Source organism: Mycobacterium sp. NGS35 (assembly GCF_059812855.1).
Genome location: NZ_JCALDL010000001.1, coordinates 882,647 through 900,501, shown reverse-complemented (window position 1 = coordinate 900,501; position 17,855 = coordinate 882,647). Strand labels below are relative to the sequence as shown.

General features: G+C 67.9%; 17 protein-coding genes. 11 read left to right on the top strand and 6 right to left on the bottom strand.

All coding sequences use genetic code 11. The features are described from left to right. Window positions 1–114 precede the first annotated feature (114 nt). From AC5Y4C_RS04445 to AC5Y4C_RS04425, 5 genes are all read left to right on the top strand, one after another. Window positions 115–648, top strand: a complete 534-nt coding sequence (locus tag AC5Y4C_RS04445; RefSeq protein ID WP_499961941.1) for an Rv0340 family IniB-related protein — start codon at window positions 115–117, stop codon at window positions 646–648. 270 nt (window positions 649–918) lie between these two features. Then, window positions 919–1,950, top strand: a complete 1,032-nt coding sequence (locus AC5Y4C_RS04440) for an IniB N-terminal domain-containing protein (protein ID WP_499950045.1) — start codon at window positions 919–921, stop codon at window positions 1,948–1,950. Between the two features lie 99 nt (window positions 1,951–2,049). Beyond that, a complete protein-coding gene (locus tag AC5Y4C_RS04435) occupies window positions 2,050–3,930 on the top strand; it encodes a dynamin family protein (RefSeq protein ID WP_499961943.1) in 1,881 nt (626 codons plus the stop codon). A gap of 9 nt (window positions 3,931–3,939) precedes the next feature. Then, window positions 3,940–5,418, top strand: a complete 1,479-nt coding sequence (locus AC5Y4C_RS04430) for a dynamin family protein (protein WP_499905297.1) — start codon at window positions 3,940–3,942, stop codon at window positions 5,416–5,418. Between the two features lie 5 nt (window positions 5,419–5,423). Continuing rightward, window positions 5,424–5,870, top strand: a complete 447-nt coding sequence (locus AC5Y4C_RS04425) for a hypothetical protein (protein ID WP_499961945.1) — start codon at window positions 5,424–5,426, stop codon at window positions 5,868–5,870. An 81-nt stretch (window positions 5,871–5,951) separates the two neighbouring features. Here AC5Y4C_RS04425 and AC5Y4C_RS04420 read toward each other — a convergent pair whose 3' ends face one another. Genes AC5Y4C_RS04420 through AC5Y4C_RS04410 form a run of 3 tightly spaced genes read right to left on the bottom strand, consistent with a single transcriptional unit; the run spans window position 5,952 to window position 7,524 of the window. Then, on the bottom strand, window positions 5,952–6,512 hold the full coding sequence (locus tag AC5Y4C_RS04420) for a hypothetical protein (protein ID WP_499905302.1): 561 nt from the start codon (window positions 6,510–6,512) through the stop codon (window positions 5,952–5,954). Window positions 6,513–6,539: 27 nt separating this feature from the next. Then, window positions 6,540–6,950, bottom strand: coding sequence for a hypothetical protein (locus tag AC5Y4C_RS04415; RefSeq protein ID WP_499961946.1), 411 nt, complete (start codon window positions 6,948–6,950; stop codon window positions 6,540–6,542). 31 nt (window positions 6,951–6,981) lie between these two features. Beyond that, a complete protein-coding gene (locus tag AC5Y4C_RS04410; protein ID WP_499961948.1) occupies window positions 6,982–7,524 on the bottom strand; it encodes a hypothetical protein in 543 nt (180 codons plus the stop codon). Between the two features lie 144 nt (window positions 7,525–7,668). Between AC5Y4C_RS04410 and AC5Y4C_RS04405 the strand changes: the two genes are divergently transcribed. The 5 genes from AC5Y4C_RS04405 to AC5Y4C_RS04385 all read left to right on the top strand — a co-directional run bounded on the left by AC5Y4C_RS04405 (window position 7,669) and on the right by AC5Y4C_RS04385 (window position 12,256). After that, entirely contained in the window at window positions 7,669–7,917 is a 249-nt protein-coding gene (locus tag AC5Y4C_RS04405; RefSeq protein WP_499961949.1) for an Rv2628 protein family, read from the top strand. Window positions 7,918–8,121: 204 nt separating this feature from the next. Continuing rightward, window positions 8,122–9,975: a molecular chaperone DnaK gene (gene dnaK, locus AC5Y4C_RS04400; RefSeq protein WP_499905314.1), complete on the top strand. Its 1,854-nt coding sequence runs from the start codon at window positions 8,122–8,124 to the stop codon at window positions 9,973–9,975. Then, the gene (gene grpE, locus AC5Y4C_RS04395; RefSeq protein ID WP_499905318.1) at window positions 9,972–10,634 is read left to right on the top strand and encodes a nucleotide exchange factor GrpE; all 663 of its coding nucleotides are present in this window, start codon (window positions 9,972–9,974) and stop codon (window positions 10,632–10,634) included. The genes dnaK and grpE overlap by 4 nt, the downstream gene beginning before the upstream one ends. Before the next feature lie 32 nt (window positions 10,635–10,666). Then, window positions 10,667–11,836, top strand: coding sequence for a molecular chaperone DnaJ (gene dnaJ, locus AC5Y4C_RS04390; RefSeq protein WP_499905323.1), 1,170 nt, complete (start codon window positions 10,667–10,669; stop codon window positions 11,834–11,836). Window positions 11,837–11,863: 27 nt separating this feature from the next. Then, window positions 11,864–12,256 (top strand): heat shock protein transcriptional repressor HspR, encoded by a 393-nt coding sequence (locus AC5Y4C_RS04385; protein WP_499905327.1) that lies wholly within the window; start codon window positions 11,864–11,866, stop codon window positions 12,254–12,256. On the opposite strand, the gene AC5Y4C_RS04380 is transcribed toward AC5Y4C_RS04385, so the two are convergent. The 3 genes from AC5Y4C_RS04380 to AC5Y4C_RS04370 are packed head-to-tail and all read right to left on the bottom strand — an operon-like array spanning window position 12,253 to window position 15,104. Beyond that, window positions 12,253–13,155 (bottom strand): aldose 1-epimerase, encoded by a 903-nt coding sequence (locus AC5Y4C_RS04380; protein ID WP_499962062.1) that lies wholly within the window; start codon window positions 13,153–13,155, stop codon window positions 12,253–12,255. The two genes, AC5Y4C_RS04385 and AC5Y4C_RS04380, sit on opposite strands and share 4 nt — an antisense overlap. Before the next feature lie 59 nt (window positions 13,156–13,214). Continuing rightward, window positions 13,215–14,381 carry an FAD-binding oxidoreductase gene (locus tag AC5Y4C_RS04375; RefSeq protein WP_499961951.1) on the bottom strand — a complete coding sequence of 389 codons (1,167 nt, stop codon included), beginning with the start codon at window positions 14,379–14,381 and terminating at the stop codon, window positions 13,215–13,217. 54 nt (window positions 14,382–14,435) lie between these two features. Continuing rightward, window positions 14,436–15,104: a GAP family protein gene (locus AC5Y4C_RS04370; protein WP_499961952.1), complete on the bottom strand. Its 669-nt coding sequence runs from the start codon at window positions 15,102–15,104 to the stop codon at window positions 14,436–14,438. Between the two features lie 187 nt (window positions 15,105–15,291). Here AC5Y4C_RS04370 and clpB point away from each other — a divergent pair, with 187 nt between their 5' ends. Beyond that, on the top strand, window positions 15,292–17,838 hold the full coding sequence (gene clpB / locus AC5Y4C_RS04365; protein ID WP_499961954.1) for an ATP-dependent chaperone ClpB: 2,547 nt from the start codon (window positions 15,292–15,294) through the stop codon (window positions 17,836–17,838). Window positions 17,839–17,855 lie beyond the last annotated feature (17 nt).

Genomic DNA, 17,855 nt, shown 5'->3' with positions numbered 1-17,855 from the left:
GCGACATCCCCTAACCGCGCCTCATCCCCTAACGGCCAATCCCCTAACGTCGCCGTGTCGGCAGTGGCTTTGACACCGATCCGTTATTAGCTGGTGATCGTTAACATCGGCGCCATGGCCAATGAGCTACTGGACTTCGTGATGTCGCTGGTGCGCGATCCCGACGCCGCTGCACGCTACGCGGACAACCCGCAGCAAGCCATCGCCGACGCTCATCTCACCGACGTGACCAGTGCCGACGTCAACAACCTGATCCCGGTGGTGTCGGAGTCGCTGTCGATCGCGAGCCCGGCCTTCGGAGCCGACGCCGGGGATGCGAACGTCTGGGCCAGTGGGGCCGCGACTGCGGCGTTCGACGCGTTCTCCGACCACGTGCCGGCGGCCGGCATCGAGGCTCCCACCCAGGACTTCGTGCTCGACCAACCGGGCCTGACTCAACCGGACGCCGGTATCGACCAGTTCAGCCACCTCGGCGCATTCGAGGCGGAGCCGCTGGCGGCCCCTGCGCCCGACGCCCATGACCCGGCGCCAGTGGTCGAGCCGGCAACGGTCGACCCCGGCTTCGAGCATCCGGTTGACGACCACCATGGGCACTTCGATCCCGGTGCAGCGCACGACGCCCACGGTTTCGACGGCCCGCTGTTCTGACGCGAACACCCTCGAACGCCCCCGCACGCTTCGGCATGTGGGGGCGTTCGTCGTTTGAGCTGGCGAAACTGTGCATCAGCTGGGGGACTCCCGATATGTCCCTAGTAATCCCCTAATCCCCTAACGGAAGTTGCTGGACCACCCCGGTACAGGGGCGTGGAGGTAGGGGACTCGACCCCGTTCCGAGTCGAGTCGCAGCTCCATACCGTGGCTAGCAGACACCGGGCAGGCCGGTGAGGGGCAAACCCGAGACAACCGAAAGGGACTTCGATGATCAGCTTGATCGACTTCATCCTCAACCTGTTCCGCGACCCGCAGGCGGCTGCCGACTACGTCGCGCAGCCCGAGCAGGCGCTGCTGGACGCCGGGCTGGGCAACGTCGCCCCGGCGCAGCTGGCGTCGGTGGCTGCCACCGCGGTGCCGAGCCTCGCGCTGGGCGCCGGCGACCCGGTGGTGGGCCTGCAGCGTGCGGTGGCCAACCACTACGGCTGGGAGCCGACGTTCGCGCCGTCGCCCACCTGGTCGCCGACGTATGCGCCGCAGACCGACTTCCTCAGCGGCAACCGGACCGATACCGATTTCGCCAGCCACAACAACACGCCGGTGATGAGCCCTAACCAGGACGCGGGCGCCAACGCACAGCAGGGCGCCTTCAACCTCGGCTTCGGCGACATCACGCTGGGTGACAAGACCACCACCACGGCCAACGGGCAGGGCGCGGTCGCAGTCAATGGCGACAACCGGGGCGACATCGTCAGCGGTGACGGCGCTGTGCTGGGCAACGCGAACTCGGTCAACAACGGCAACATCCACACCGGGGCGGACTCGAATTTCGCGTACGGCCATGACAACTCGTTCAGCCAGGGCAACACCGCCGCCGGCCACGACGTCCTGGAGACCCACGACGGCACGGTGATCCAGACCTCCGGCCACGGGACCACCAGCTCGGCGCAGGGCAACACCGACTGGACGGCGGTGCACGGGAACCAGACCACGACCAACATCGACGGCACTGGCAACTACAGCGGCGTCGACAACACCCACAGCGTCGTGAACACCCACACCACCACGACGTCGACGTCGGTGGCCGACAACTCGGTGCACGACTGGTCGTCGCAGTACACCTCCACCCACGACAGCTCGGTGCACGACAACGCGGCGTCGTACAGCAACGCCCAGTCGTACAACAGCTCGGTGCACGACAACCAGTCGACGTACTCGCCGTCGTACGACGCGTCGACGCACGACAACACCACTGTGCAGACGCATCAGAACACCCACGACATGCACCTGGGCTTCTGATCGGACGCACAGCCGCTTGGTTGACGACCTGGCGGGGACCGCAATGGTCCCCGCCAGGTTTTTGCGCATACGGTTGGTAGCGCCGAGGAAGGACACAACGTGACGCAGCCTCCTGATCCGCGGCAGGCCCGGGTCATCGTCGAGCTGATCGACCACACCCGCAGGATCGCCGAGACCAACCAGCGCGACGATCTGATCGACCGGCTGGCCGCGGCCCGCGACCGAATCGTCGACCCGCAGATCCGGGTGGTCATCGCCGGTCAGCTCAAGCAGGGCAAGAGCCAGCTGCTCAACTCGCTGCTGAACATGCCGGTCGCGCGGGTTGGTGACGACGAGTCCACGGTGCTGACCACCGTCGTGCTCTACGGCGAGCAGGCCGCCGCGCAGCTGATCGTCGCTACCGGCGACGGTGGTGCCGAGGCGATCCCGATCCCCACCACCGACATCAACAAGGACCTGCGCCGCGCTCCGCAGGCCGGCGGCCGCGAGGTGCTTCGGGTCGAGGTGATTGCGCCGAGCCCGCTGCTCAAGGGCGGGCTGGTGTTCATCGACACCCCGGGCGTCGGTGGTCACGGCCAGCCGCACCTGGCCGCCACCCTGGGGCTGCTACCCGATGCCGACGCGATGCTGATGGTCAGCGACACCAGCCAGGAGTTCACCGAACCGGAGATGACGTTCATCCGGCAGGCCTACGAGATCTGCCCGGTGGCCGCGATCGTCGCCACGAAGATCGACCTGTACCCGCACTGGCGCGCGGTTGTCGACGCCGACGCCGCCCACCTCAAGCGGGCTGGACTCGACATTCCGCTGATTCCGGCGTCGTCGCTGCTGCGCAGCCACGCGATCTCGCTCAACGACAAGGAACTCAACGAGGAGTCGAACTTCCCCGCGATCGTGCAATTCCTGTCCGAGAAGGTGCTGTCCGGAGAGAACGACCGGGTGCGTTACCATGTGCTCAATGAATTGCGTTCTGCCGCAGAGCATTTGACGCTGACGCTGGAGTCGGAACTGTCGACGCTCAACGACCCTGGCTTGCGTGAGCGGCTGACCGCCGACCTGGAACGCCGCAAGGCCGAGGCGCAGGACGCGCTGGCCGCATCGGCGCTGTGGCAGCAGGTGCTCAACGACGGGATCGCCGACTTGACCGCCGATGTCGACCACGATCTGCGGTCGCGGTTCCGTGCCATCACACAGCATTTCGAGTCCGTCATCGACGGCTGCGACCCGACACTGCACTGGGCCGAGATCGGCACCGAACTGGAGCAGGCAGTGGCCGAAGCGGTGGGCGACAATTTCGTCTGGGCGTTCCAGCGCGCCGAGGCGCTGGCCAAGGACGTGGCACGCACGTTCGAGGAGGCCGGTCTGCAACAGGTGAAGGCCCCGGAGATCAGCGCCCGGCAGATGGGTGCCACCTTCTCGGGCTTCAAGTCGCTGGCGCGGATGGACGCCAAGCCCGTCAGCGTCAGCAGCAAGGTGGTCAGCGGGATGCGCGGCTCCTACGGCGGTGTCCTGATGTTCGGCATGCTGGGCTCGCTGGCCGGGCTCGGCATGTTCAACCCGCTGTCGGTGGGCGCCGGTCTACTGCTGGGCCGCAAGGCCTACAAGGAGGACATGGAGAACCGGATGCTGCGCGTGCGCAACGAGGCGAAGAACAACGTGCGCCGGTTCGTCGACGACATCTCGTTCGTCGTCACCAAGGAATCGCGCGACCGGCTGCAGGCCATCCACCGCCAGCTGCGCAACCACTACCGCGGCATTGCCAACCAGACCAGCCGATCGCTCAACGAGTCACTGCAGGCCATGCTCACCTCGGCGCGGCTGGAGGAGAACGAGCGCAACCAGCGCATCGCCGAACTCGAGCGCCAGCTCAACATTCTGCGACAGGTGTCGGCAAAGGCGGCGGAGCTGGCCGCCCCAACGCCCGTGGTGAGCGGTCCGGTGCGCCCTGCGCCGCGGGTTCCGCTGCGCGGCGCCACCTAACATTGACCGGTGAGCACCAGCGATCAGGTCCGCGCCATCCTCGGCGGCACGATCCGGGCTTACCGCAACGATCCGACCTACCGGCAGCGCGCCGACCTGCACAGCGAACTCGAATGGATTGGCTGGCGGCTCAACCAGCCGATCCGCATCGCCCTGGCCGGCAGCTTGAAGGCCGGCAAGTCCACGCTGGTCAACGCGCTGGTGGGGGAGAACATCGCCCCCACCGACGCCACCGAAGCCACCCGCATCGTGACTTGGTTCCGGCACGGGCCAGTGCCCAAGGTCACCGCCAACCACCGCGACGGCCGGCGCACGAACGTGCCGATCATCCGGGGCGACGGCTTGACGTTCGACCTCGGCGGCGTCGACCCCGTCGAAGTTGCCGACCTCGACGTGGAGTGGCCGGCCGCTGAGCTGATCGACGCGACGATCGTCGACACCCCGGGCACATCGTCGCTGAACAGCGACGTGTCGGCGCGCACGCTGCGGCTGCTTGTGCCTGACGACGGCGTGCCGCGGGTTGACGCGGTGGTGTTTCTGCTGCGCACGCTGAATGCGACGGACATCGCGCTGCTCAAGCAGATCGGCGAGCTGGTCGGCGGTTCTGCCGGGGCGCTGGGAGTGATCGGGGTGGCGTCGCGCGCCGACGAGATCGGGGCCGGGCGCATCGACGCAATGCTGTCGGCCAAGGACGTCGCAAAGCGGTTCACCGAGGAGATGGACAAGACCGGCATCTGCCAGGCTGTGGTGCCCGTGTCGGGGCTGCTGGCGCTGACCGCCCGAACGCTTCGCCAAAGCGAATTCGTGGCGCTGCAGAAGCTGGCCGGCGTGGAGCCCGCCGAGCTGGCCAAGGCCATGCTGTCGGCGGATCGCTTTGCGCGCGAGGACAGTTCGCTGCCCGTCGATGCCGCCACCCGCTCGCAGCTGCTGGACCGGTTCGGCATGTTCGGCATCCGCATCTCGATCGCGGTACTGCGATCCGGCGTCGGCGATTCGGTGGCGCTGGCCGACGAACTGCTGGAGCGCAGCGGGCTGGTGGAGCTGCGCGACGTGATCGACCAGCAGTTCGCGCAGCGCTCGGATCTGTTGAAGGCGCACACCGCGCTGCTGTCGCTGCGGCGGTTCGTCGAAGTCAACCCGATCCCGGCGACGCCGGCCATCCTGGCGGACATCGATCCGCTGCTGGCTGACACGCACGCTTTCGAAGAGTTGCGGCTGCTGAGCCAATTACGTTCGCGTCCAACGACGTTGAACGACGACGAGATGGCCTCGCTGCGACGCATCATCGGCGGTTCGGGCACTGATCCGGCCAGCAGGCTGGGGCTGACGCCCGACGCGCCGTACGACGGTCCGCGCGCGGCCTTCGCGGCGGCGCAGCGGTGGCGCCGCCGCGCCGAGCATCCGCTCAACGACCCGTTCACCACGCGCGCGTGCCGGGCGGCGGTGCGCAGCGCCGAAGCGCTGGTGGCGCAGTTCTCGTATTCCTAGGCGTCGTGAGCGAAGGCCCGGCGCGTCACTGCGGCGGCGTCGGCAAGCCCGGAATCGCCGGGATCGTGATCGTCATCGTGCTGGTGCTCGTGCTGACGCTGACGGTCGTGCTGGTGCTGGTGCTGGTGCTCGGGGTGGTTGTCGTCGGCTCAGTGGTGGTGGTCGGCGACGTCGTGGTCGCCGTGCTGGTCTCCGTGGTCTCGGCGGTCGTGGTCGTCGTCGGCGTCGTGGTCAGCGTCGGCGACGTCCGTGTTGTGCTGGTCACCGGGCTGAGCGGCTTGTTGTCGTCGGAGTTGTTGCCGCCGAAGATCGCGAAGATGATCAGCGCCAGGATGATGGCGCCCAGTGCGCCCAATGCGACGAGGACCCAGGGTTTGCGGTACCACGGCACCGGCGGTTCCTCCGGCGGACCGGGCGGCGGGCCGGGCGGTTGCTGGCCGTACGCGCTGTAGGCGGTCGGCTCGTCGCGGTAGTAGTTGGGGTCTTCCGGCGGACCGTACTGAGACACGGGGCTTGATGGTAGCCGGTGGCGCTCAGTTGTGAGGGAAAGCCGGTCGTGGCGCGGGCCGCACGCTGATCGGCGACCGCGTCACCGGGGAGCGGGTGACGCCGATCTGCGGCGGTTTCGCAGGCTCCGGTGGTTGCTGGCGCGGCGGCGCGACCACCGCGGGCGTGCTGGCAGACGGCTCACTCGCAGGCGGCGTAGCCGCGGGCGGCGGGGCCGGCGAACTCTGCGGGAGCGTCGCATTCGGCGGGATCGTCGCGTTCGGCGTCGGGCGACGCGCCGACCGCACGGACGACGGCGGCGTGGTCGACACACTGGGCACACTGGTCTGCGGTCCCCGGGAGCTGCGCGACACCAGCAGCACCGCCGAGACGAGAATCGCAACCACACCGACCGCGATCGCCCCGATGGCCACGACCGCAGTTTTCCTGCGGTACCAAGGCACCGGCGTGCGCGGGCGCACATCGCCGAAGTCGTCGAGGTCGTCGTCGTCGTCGAACCCGGAGCCGAAGCGCGACTCCGCCTCGGCCGGTTCCTCCAGCTCTTCCCACAGGTAGTCGAAGTCGCCCGACGACTCTGTTACCCCCATGGACGGATATTAAGGGGCGACGATTCGTCAGCCGTGGGGGAACAGCGGATGTGGACTTGGCGTCGCGCGCAGGCCCGACGTCCGACTGGTTGTCGTGGTGGTGGTTTCGCTGGTGGTGTCCTCGGTGGTCGTCGTGGTGGCTGTCGTCGTGGTCGTGGTTTCCGAGGTGGTGGTGGTGGTTGTGGGGGTGGTCTGCGTCGTTGTTGTGGTGGTCGTGGTGGTCGTCGTCGTGGGCTCAGCTGTCGTGGTCGTGTAGGGCAGCGGAAGCTCGTTGGCCGGCCGGGTGGAATTGTCGGCCGTCCGCATGACGGCGACGATCAGCACGATCACCACGACGACGCCGAGGATTCCTGCGGCTGTGACGGCACCGCTGGTCTGATACCAGGGAAGCTCGCTCGGTTCGGCGGAGTCGGGCCGCTCGTCGTCGCGGTAGGGCACGGCGTGATCGTATGGGCTCGGCGAGCCCGGGTCAGAACGAGTCGACCCTCTCGATGCTGACGAACATGCCGTGGCCGGTGCTGTCGTTGGTGAAGCGCGTGCCGGACTCGTCCGCGACAATGGTCCAGCCCTGCGCGTGATACGTGCGGTAATCCAGAGTGACGGGCTGGATGTCGCCCAGGTTGCCCACCAGCCACTTCAGCTGACCGTCTGCGGTGACGTTGACGCCGTTGGCGGGAAAGCCGTCGCGGATCGGCGGATTCGCGAATTCGGACTCGCAGCCGACGGCCGTGCGGGAGATCTGGCAGCGGGTCTTGCCGGACTTGGTTTCGACGAACACGTAGCCCTGCTCGTTCGGGGCGAGCGTCTGGCCGCCCGGCTGCGTCGTGGTGGTGGTCGTCGGGGCGCGCGTCGGCGTCGTTGTGCTCGGCGGCGTGCGGGTCGGGCGGGTCGTCGGGAACGTCGGCTCGGTGGGATTGGACGGGACGGCGACCGGCTTGCCGTCGGTCCACGACGTGCATCCGGCCAGCGCCATCACCGCGACCAGGAATACCGCCGCAAGAGTCGACCTCATGACGTCTGAACTCTACGCAAGAGTGACAGGAGATGCTGTAGTGACTCGCGCGGGGCCGCCGCCCGAAAAGTGTCACTGATGGGCAGGCGCGGCGCTCCTACCGATGAGCGGCACCAAGGCCGCGACACGGACAAGGAGCAAGCGATGAGCACCATCTGGCCCCGCGGTACATCCCGCAAGACCGTCTACCAGGTCGCCGACCGGCTGCACCGCGGCCGTGCCGTGTGCGTGGGCAGCGATGAGATCGCCGCCACGGTCGCGGCGTGGCTGGCCGAGCTCGAGGTCGACAGCCCCATGGCCGACGAACTGGCGCGCGCCGTCGGCAGCGGCGACTGGCCCACCGCCCACGCGCTCGAAGACCTGCTGTCCGTCGACGTGACCGTGGCCGCTTGAGTTGCGATGTCGGCGCGCAAAACCTAGGAACTTCGCGCGCCGAATTCGCATGCCGCGGGAACAAACCGGTCGTCGCACCCGTTGCACGACTCGACCAACTTGAGTGATTACGACTCAACTCTGGCTTGACTCGGCGAATGCCGGCAGAGCAGACTTGAGCCTAGTTCGCTCAGCAGACGTTCATATACAGCAGGAGGAAACACCATGGCTCGTGCGGTCGGAATCGACCTCGGGACCACCAACTCCGTCGTCGCCGTTCTCGAAGGTGGCGACCCAACCGTCATTGCCAACTCCGAGGGCTCCCGCACTACGCCGTCCGTCGTCGCGTTCGCGCGCAACGGCGAGGTCCTGGTCGGCCAGCCCGCCAAGAACCAGGCGGTGACCAACGTCGACCGCACCATCCGGTCGGTGAAGCGCCACATGGGCACGGACTGGTCGATCGAGATCGACGGCAAGAAGTACACCGCCCCGGAGATCAGCGCGCGGGTGCTGATGAAGCTCAAGCGCGACGCCGAGGCGTACCTGGGTGAGGACATCACCGACGCGGTGATCACCGTGCCCGCCTACTTCAACGACGCGCAGCGGCAAGCCACCAAGGACGCCGGCCAGATCGCCGGCCTGAACGTGCTGCGCATCATCAACGAACCGACGGCTGCCGCGCTGGCCTACGGCCTCGATAAGGCCGACAAGGAGCAGACCATTCTGGTGTTCGACCTCGGTGGCGGTACGTTCGACGTCTCGCTGCTGGAGATGGGCGAGGGTGTGGTCGAGGTCCGCGCCACCAGCGGTGACAACCACCTGGGTGGCGACGACTGGGATCAGCGCATCGTCGACTGGCTCGTCGACAAGTTCAAGGGCACCAGCGGCATCGACCTGACCAAGGACAAGATGGCGATGCAGCGGCTGCGTGAGGCCGCGGAGAAGGCCAAGATCGAGTTGTCCAGCTCGCAGAGCACCTCGATCAACCTGCCCTACATCACCGTCGACGCCGACAAGAACCCGCTGTTCCTCGACGAGCAGCTGACGCGCGCGGAATTCCAGCGGATCACGCAAGACCTGCTCGACCGCTGCCGCAAGCCGTTCCAGCAGGTCATCGCCGACACCGGGATCTCGGTCTCCGACATCGACCACGTCGTGCTGGTGGGCGGCTCCACCCGGATGCCCGCGGTGACCGACCTGGTCAAGGAACTCACCGGCGGCAAGGAGCCGAACAAGGGCGTCAACCCGGACGAGGTCGTCGCAGTGGGTGCCGCCTTGCAGGCCGGCGTGCTCAAGGGCGAGGTGAAAGACGTTCTGCTGCTTGACGTTACGCCGCTGAGCCTGGGTATCGAGACCAAGGGCGGCGTGATGACCAAGCTGATCGAGCGCAACACCACGATCCCCACCAAGCGGTCGGAGACCTTCACCACGGCCGACGACAACCAGCCGTCGGTGCAGATCCAGGTGTATCAGGGTGAGCGTGAGATCGCCGCGCACAACAAGCTGCTCGGCAGCTTCGAGTTGACCGGCATCCCGCCGGCGCCGCGCGGCGTGCCGCAGATCGAGGTCACGTTCGACATCGACGCGAACGGCATCGTGCACGTCACCGCCAAGGACAAGGGCACCGGCAAGGAGAACACGATCCGCATCCAGGAAGGCTCCGGCCTGTCCAAGGAGGAGATCGACCGGATGATCAAGGACGCCGAGGCCCACGCCGAGGAGGACCGCAAGCGCCGCGAGGAGGCCGAGGTCCGCAACCAGGCCGAGACGCTGATCTACCAGACCGAGAAGTTCGTCGCCGAGCAGCGTGGAGCCGAGGGTGGCTCGAAGGTGCCCGAGGACGTGCTGAGCAAGGTCGACGCGGCAATCGCCGACGCCAAGCAGGCCCTGGGCGGCACCGACATCAACGCGATCAAGTCCGCGATGGAACGGCTCGGCCAGGAAAGCCAGGCGCTGGGGCAGGCCATCTACGAAGCCACCCAGGCTTCGCAAGGCGCCAGCGGCGGCGCGGAGAACGCGTCGGGTGCTGACGACGTGGTGGATGCCGAGGTGGTCGACGAAGGACGGGAGGACAAGTGAGTTCGGAAAACGAACCACTGCACCCGGAAGAACCGGTCGTCGTCACCGACAAGCGCCGCATCGACCCCAAGACCGGCGAAGTGCGTGAGGGCGCGTCCGGCCCGGCCCCCGGTGGGCCGGGCCCGGACGCCGCCGGGCAGGACGCCGCGTCCGCAGGTCAAGCGGAGGACAAGGCCGGTGAGTTGATCGCCGACCTGCAACGGGTGCAGGCCGACTTCGCCAACTACCGCAAGCGTGCGCTGCGCGACCAGCAGGTGGCCGCCGAACGCGCGAAGGGTGCAGTGATCAGTCAACTGCTCGGTGTTCTCGACGATCTCGACGCGGCCCGCCGCCACGGCGATCTGGAGTCCGGGCCGCTGAAGGCGTTCGCGGACAAGCTCACCAAGACGCTCGAGGGGCTGGGTCTGCAGTCGTTCGGCACCGAAGGCGAGGAGTTCGATCCGTCGCTGCACGAGGCCGTCCAGCACGAGGGCGACGGCACCAGACCAGTGATCGGGACGGTGATGCGCCGGGGCTACCGGCTGGGTGAGCAAATCCTGCGCCACGCGCTCGTCGGGGTCGTCGACACCGTCGAGGACGCGACCGACGGGCAGCAGTCCGCCGGCAATGCCGACGCGGAAGACGGCCAGGCCGCAGAATCAGAACAGTCAGCTGGCTGAGCTTGAACAGCATCGAAAGGAGGTGACGCACCATGGCCCAACGCGAATGGGTCGAGAAAGACTTCTACAAGGAGCTGGGCGTCTCCTCTGACGCCAGCGCCGACGAAATCAAGCGGGCCTACCGCAAGCTGGCCCGCGACCTTCACCCTGACGCCAATCCGAACAACCCGACGGCTGCCGAGCGGTTCAAGGCGGTGTCCGAGGCGCACAGCGTGCTGTCGGATCCGGCCAAGCGCAAGGAGTACGACGAGACGCGGCGGCTGTTTGCCGAGGGCGGCTTCGGCCGGCGCCGGTTCTCGGCCGGCAACTTCGGTGGCTTCGGGCCCGGGAACGGCAGCGAGTTCAACCTGAACGACCTGTTCGACTCCGCCAGCCAGACCGGCGGCGCGAACATCGGCGATCTGTTCGGCGGGTTGTTCGGCCGTGCAGGCAGCCGGCCCAGCCGTCCGCGCCGCGGCAACGACCTGGAGACCGAGGCCGAGCTCGACTTCGTCGAGGCCACCAAGGGCGTGATGATGCCGCTGAGGCTCACCAGTCCCGCACCGTGCACCAACTGCCATGGCAGCGGAGCCCGGCCGGGCACCAGCCCGAAAGTGTGCAGCACCTGCAATGGCTCTGGGGTGGTCAACCGCAACCAGGGCGCGTTCGGATTTTCCGAGCCGTGCACGGACTGCCGCGGCACCGGCTCAATCATCGAGCACCCGTGCCCGGAGTGCAAAGGCACCGGGGTGGCCACCCGCACCCGCACCATCAACGTCCGGATTCCACCGGGTGTGCAGGACGGCCAGCGGATCCGCTTGCCGGGGCAGGGGGAAGCCGGGCTGCGCGGCGCCCCGTCGGGTGACCTGTACGTCACCGTGCATGTGCGACCGGACAAGGTGTTCGGCCGCGAGGGCGACGACCTGACCGTCACCGTCCCCGTCAGCTTTGCCGAATTGGCTTTGGGGACAACGCTTTCCGTGCCGACGCTGGATGGCAAGGTCGGCGTGCGGGTGCCGAAGGGCACAGCCGACGGGCGCATCCTGCGGGTGCGCGGCCGCGGTGTGCCCAAGCGTGACGGCGGCAGTGGCGACCTGCTGGTGACCGTGAAAGTAGCTGTGCCGCCGAACCTCGAAGGCGCCGCACTGGAAGCGCTGGAGAAGTACGCGGCCGCGGAGAAGGCCAGCGGGTTCGACCCGCGGGCCGGCTGGCCGGGCCGATGAGCGCCCGAAGAGCAGGAGGCAGCACAGATGAGCAAGTCCTCAGACGAATCCCGGACCTTTCTCATCTCGGTGGCCGCGCAACTGGCCGGCATGCATGCGCAGACGCTGCGCACCTACGACCGGCTCGGCCTGGTGACGCCGCGGCGGACCACCGGCGGCGGCCGCCGCTACTCGCAGCGTGACGTCGAACTGCTGCGCGAGGTGCAGCGGCTGTCGCAGGACGAAGGCGTCAACCTGGCCGGTATCAAACGGATCATCGAGCTGACCAACCAGGTGGAGGCGCTGCAGTCACGGGTGGCCGAGCTGACCAAGGAGGTCGAGCAACTGCGGGCCAACCAGCGCCGCGATCTGGCCGTGATGCCGAAGTCGACGGCCTTGGTGGTGTGGGAGCCGCGCAAGCCGCAGCGCTCGCGCCGCTAACCCACGTGGATGGAGAACGTCGCGGTGGCCGGCTCGTCTCGGGTGGTCACGCGATAGGTGCCGCGGCGCAGGGAGTCGGTGGGCGCGCACATCGGCTCGAAGCACACCACGTCGTCGTCGCTGGGCGAAAAGACCTGTGCCGCCGTGTAGCCCTCGTCGAAGTGGACTTCGATGCGCCGGTCGCCCCCGGAGATCGCGAACACCGAGCCGGGCTTGACCTCGTCGTAGCTGTCGTCGAAGTAGTTGTCGTCCAGCGTCTCGGTGATCGCCGGGCGCTCTTGCGTCTCGCCCGTCGGGATCATCCAGGCGTTCACCGAGCAGTAACGCATGGCGGGCAGCTCGATCTGCCACTCGGCGCGCGGAACGTCAGGAATCCGTAGGTAGGGGTGGTACCCGAAACACAACGGCACGTCGGCCTTGGTCGTGGGCGTCACGGTGGTGCGGACGGTGAGCGTGCGGTCGGCCAGCGTGACGTCCATGGTCAGCAGATGCGGGAACGGAAAGCTGGCCAGCAGGCGCGGGGTGCCGCCGTAGTCCACTTGGGCGACGAGCCGGTTGTCCGTCCGCTCGGTGACTTCCCACCCGTCGTAGGCGGCCATCACCCCGTGGATCACCACGCCATGTTGGTCCGTGCGGACTCCGCCGATTCCGGGCGTCAGTGTCACCGCTGCCTTGCCTACGCGATATGTGTTGGCGCTCAAGCGGTTTGCCCACGGGTACAGGAGCGGAATGCCCATGGTCTTGCCGACGGTGATGTAGGCGTGCAGACCGCGGCGCTGACCCAGCAACTCGGCCCCGTCGTCGTTCAGCGAGGTGCCGACCATTCCGGCGATCGGCACGTAGGTCGCGGTGAGTGCCGAGGACGGGTCTGCCAGCGTGACGGTCTCGACGTCGGCCATGGCGGGGGCCATCGTGGGATTGTGCCACAGGGGTACTCGCCGCCTGGCGTGGTTCGAGCTCAGCTCACCAGCGGATCGTGCTGAATCCGTTCGGGCGGTGCACCTTTGGCGATCAGCGCCGCTTTGGTGTTGGCGATCATCGCCGCGTTACCGCTGAGCAGGATCTGGCGATCGCCCCAGCCGCCGTACCTGGTCACCACCTCGGGCAGCCGGCCGGTCTGGCGCACGTGCAGGCCTCTTGGCGGGTCGACGTCCGGATAGTCCGCGGCCCACGGCGGATTGCTGTTGTACTCCGACACGGGTGACACCGACAGCCAGGGATTCTGTGCGGCGATCTGCCACAGCGTGCGCAGATCGTAGAGCTCACAGGGATAGCGGGCGCCGAAGAACAGGTGCACCCGCGGATTGTCGAGGAAGCGAGTGAGATCCATGATCAGCGCACGCAGCGGCGCCAGCCCGGTGCTGCCGGCCACCATCAGCACGTCGCCGCCGGTGCGGTCGACCCGCAGCGCCCCGAGCGGGGCCGACAGCCGCCACCGATGCCCCACGCGGGTTTCGGCGACGAGCGCAGTGCTGACCAGTCCGCCGGTCACGGCGCGGACATGGAACTCGATCGCCCCGGTGGGGTCGGCGGGAATCGCGGGGCTGAGGTAGCGCCAGCGTCGAGGACACTGTGGCACATGGACATTCACGTATTGGCCGGCCTCGTAGTCCATCGGGCGGTCGAGCTGGAGGCGGATCACCGCAATGTCCCTCGACGCGCGACGATGCTCGACGACCGTGCCGTCCCACCATGCCGGACCGGACTCGGCTTCGGCGGCGCCGCTCATCACCCCGGTGATCAATGTCAGCGCTTCGCGGGCGGCGTCGTCGACCGCGGTGGTCCAGTGCTCGCTCAGGTGGCTGCGCAAGCTGGCGTACAGCGCGTCGTGCAAGGTGCGGTAATGCTGTTGTCGCACACCGTATTTGCGGTGATCACGGCCTAATTGCGCCAGAAACGCGACGGGCTCTTCGGAGCGCTGGGCGACGAACTCGCCGAACACCCACCACAGCGCCTGGACGAATGCCGCACGCTGGCCGGCCATGTCGGGAGGAAACAGGTCGCGGATGGCCGGGTCGATGGCGAACCAGCGCGTGTAGAACCGCCGGACGAGTTCGTTGTCGGCGTCGCCGGGATCGAGGGCCGCGCGCAGAATGCGCAGCGCGTCGCGATCCTCCAGGCCCACGCCGGGCCATTGTAGGCATCTGGCAGTTGCTGTGCTTCGCGCGTGGCCGCGGCGTCACAGCGCGTGAACACCCTTGTACAGCACCAGCACGCCGATCACGACCAAGATCGCCGCGACCAGAGCGGCGTTGTGTCGCTGCATCCAGTCCTTCAGCGTCGACAGCGGCGCGTCCAGGTGCTCACCGGCGACGGCGTACGCCAGCGCGGGCAGCGCCACCGACGATGCGGCGATCGCGACGAAGTATCCGACCGCCAGCCCTGCGCGGGCCACGCCGATACCTTCGCTGCCGATGGCCAATCCCGCTGCGGCACAGATGAAAAGCACCTTCGGATTGATCACGGCCAGTGCCGCGCCGTAGCCGCCCGCTTTGACTGGCGTGACGCTGGTGAGCTGACGCATCCAGCCGGGCAGATGTGCGGAGCGGTGGCGGGTGAACCAGCGGAAGACGCCGAACACGATCAGTGCGATGCCGACGACGATGCGCAGCCACGACGCCCAGCGCGGCGGCTCGTCGAGTTGACCGAGCAGGCCGGAAATCCCGACGAACGCCGCGGTGAGCGCTGTCAGCGCCACGACCCAGCCGAGCAGGTACGCCAGCGCGGCGGGCCGCGGGTGGGCCGAGTGCAGCACCAGCACCACCGGGATGATCGACAGCGGCGACAGCGTGATCACCGACGCGAGCGGAATGAGCTCCGTGAGCACCGTGCCCCAGGTCGTGGCCATAGCCCAGCATCTTGATCGTGGAAGGCGCCGCCTGTGCGGTTTTGTACGCCGACCCCGGCGTGTCGCGTGTGAAACCGCACGTTCGCAGAAAAGAAGGGAACTTGAGCGGAACAGACTCAACCTTGACGACGTTGAACATCGCGACAAGCATTTTTCCAGACTTCATGTGAAAGATCGGAGGACCGTCGTGGACTCGTTCAACCCGACCACGAAGACTCAGGCGGCGCTGACCGCGGCTCTACAGGCGGCAAGCGCCGCTGGTAATCCGGAGATCCGCCCGGCGCATCTGCTGATGGCTCTGCTGACGCAGAACGACGGGATCGCCGCGCCGCTGTTAGAGGCGGTCGGTGTGGACCCGGCGATCATTCGGGCCGAGGCGCAGCGCCTGCTCGACCGGCTGCCCAGCGCCAGCGGCGCCAGCAGCCAACCGCAGCTGTCGCGCGAATCGCTGGCCGCGATCACGGCCGCGCAGCAGCTGGCCACCGAGATGGACGACGAGTACGTCTCCACCGAGCATCTGATGGTCGGCCTCGCCACCGGCGACTCCGACGTCGCCAAGCTGCTCACCGGCCACGGCGCGTCGCCGCAGGCGCTGCGGGAGGCGTTCGTCAAGGTCCGCGGCAGCGCCCGCGTCACCAGCCCCGACCCGGAGGGCACCTACCAAGCGCTGGAGAAGTACTCCACCGACCTCACCGCGCGGGCCCGTGAAGGCAAGCTCGACCCGGTCATCGGCCGCGACAACGAGATCCGACGCGTGGTGCAGGTGCTCTCCCGGCGCACCAAGAACAACCCGGTGCTCATCGGTGAGCCCGGCGTCGGCAAGACGGCGATCGTCGAGGGCCTGGCCCAGCGCATCGTCGCCGGGGACGTCCCAGAAAGCTTGCGGGACAAGACAATTGTCGCCCTGGACCTCGGGTCCATGGTGGCGGGCAGCAAGTACCGCGGTGAATTCGAGGAGCGGCTCAAGGCCGTGCTCGACGACATCAAGAACTCGGCCGGGCAGATCATCACGTTCATCGACGAGCTGCACACGATCGTCGGCGCCGGCGCTACCGGCGAGGGCGCTATGGACGCCGGCAACATGATCAAGCCGATGCTGGCCCGCGGCGAGCTGCGGCTGGTCGGCGCGACCACGCTCGACGAGTACCGCAAGCACATCGAAAAGGACGCGGCGCTGGAGCGCCGCTTCCAGCCGGTCTACGTCGGCGAGCCGTCCGTCGAGGACACCATCGGCATCCTTCGCGGACTGAAGGAGCGCTACGAGGTGCACCACGGCGTGCGGATCACCGACTCCGCGCTGGTGGCCGCGGCCACGCTGTCCGACCGCTACATCACGGCCCGCTTCCTGCCCGACAAGGCGATCGACCTGGTCGACGAGGCCGCGTCGCGGCTGCGGATGGAGATCGACTCGCGGCCCGTGGAGATCGACGAGGTCGAGCGGCTGGTGCGCCGGCTGGAGATCGAGGAGATGGCGCTGTCCAAGGAAGAAGACGACGCGTCCAAGGAGCGGCTGGAGAAGCTGCGCGCCGAACTGGCCGACCAGAAGGAGAAGCTGGCCGAGCTGACCACCCGCTGGCAGAACGAGAAGAACGCGATCGACACCGTCCGCGAGCTCAAGGAAGAGCTCGAACGGCTGCGGGGTGAGTCCGAGCGCGCCGAGCGCGACGGCGATCTGGCCAAGGCCGCCGAGCTGCGCTACGGGCGCATCCCCGAGGTCGAAAAGAAGCTCGAGGCTGCGCTGCCGCAGGCCCAGGCCCGCGAAGCCGTGATGCTCAAGGAGGAGGTCGGCCCCGACGACATCGCCGAAGTCGTGTCGTCCTGGACCGGCATCCCGGCCGGCCGGATGCTGGAAGGCGAGACCGCCAAGCTGCTGCGCATGGAGGACGAGCTGGGCAAGCGCGTCGTCGGCCAGCGCAAGGCGGTCACGGCGGTGGCGGACGCGGTGCGGCGCAGCCGGGCCGGCGTGTCCGACCCGAACCGGCCCACCGGGGCGTTCATGTTCCTGGGCCCGACGGGCGTGGGCAAGACCGAGCTGGCCAAGGCGCTGGCCGAGTTCCTGTTCGACGACGAACGCGCGATGGTGCGCATCGACATGAGCGAGTACGGCGAGAAGCACTCGGTGGCTCGCCTGGTCGGTGCACCTCCGGGCTACGTCGGCTACGAGCAGGGCGGTCAGCTGACCGAGGCGGTGCGGCGCCGGCCGTACACCGTGGTGCTGTTCGACGAGATCGAGAAGGCACACCCGGACGTGTTCGACGTGCTGCTGCAGGTGCTCGACGAGGGCCGGTTGACCGACGGCCAGGGCCGCACGGTCGACTTCCGCAACACGATCCTGATCCTGACGTCCAACCTCGGGGCGGGCGGCAGCGAAGAGCAGGTGATGGCCGCGGTGCGTGCGACGTTCAAGCCCGAGTTCATCAACCGCCTGGACGACGTGCTGATCTTCGAGGGGCTCAACCCCGAGGAGCTGGTGCAGATCGTCGACATCCAGCTGGCGCAGCTGCAGAAGCGGCTCTCTCAGCGGCGGTTGCAGCTGGAGGTGTCGCTGCCGGCGAAGAGGTGGCTGGCTCAGCGCGGGTTCGATCCCGTCTACGGCGCTCGGCCGCTGCGTCGGCTGGTGCAGCAGGCCATCGGCGACCAGCTGGCCAAGATGCTGCTGTCCGGCCAGATTCACGACGGCGACACGGTGCCCGTCAACGTCAGCCCGGACGGCGATTCGCTGGTGCTCGGCTAAGTGATTTCGGCGCGCTG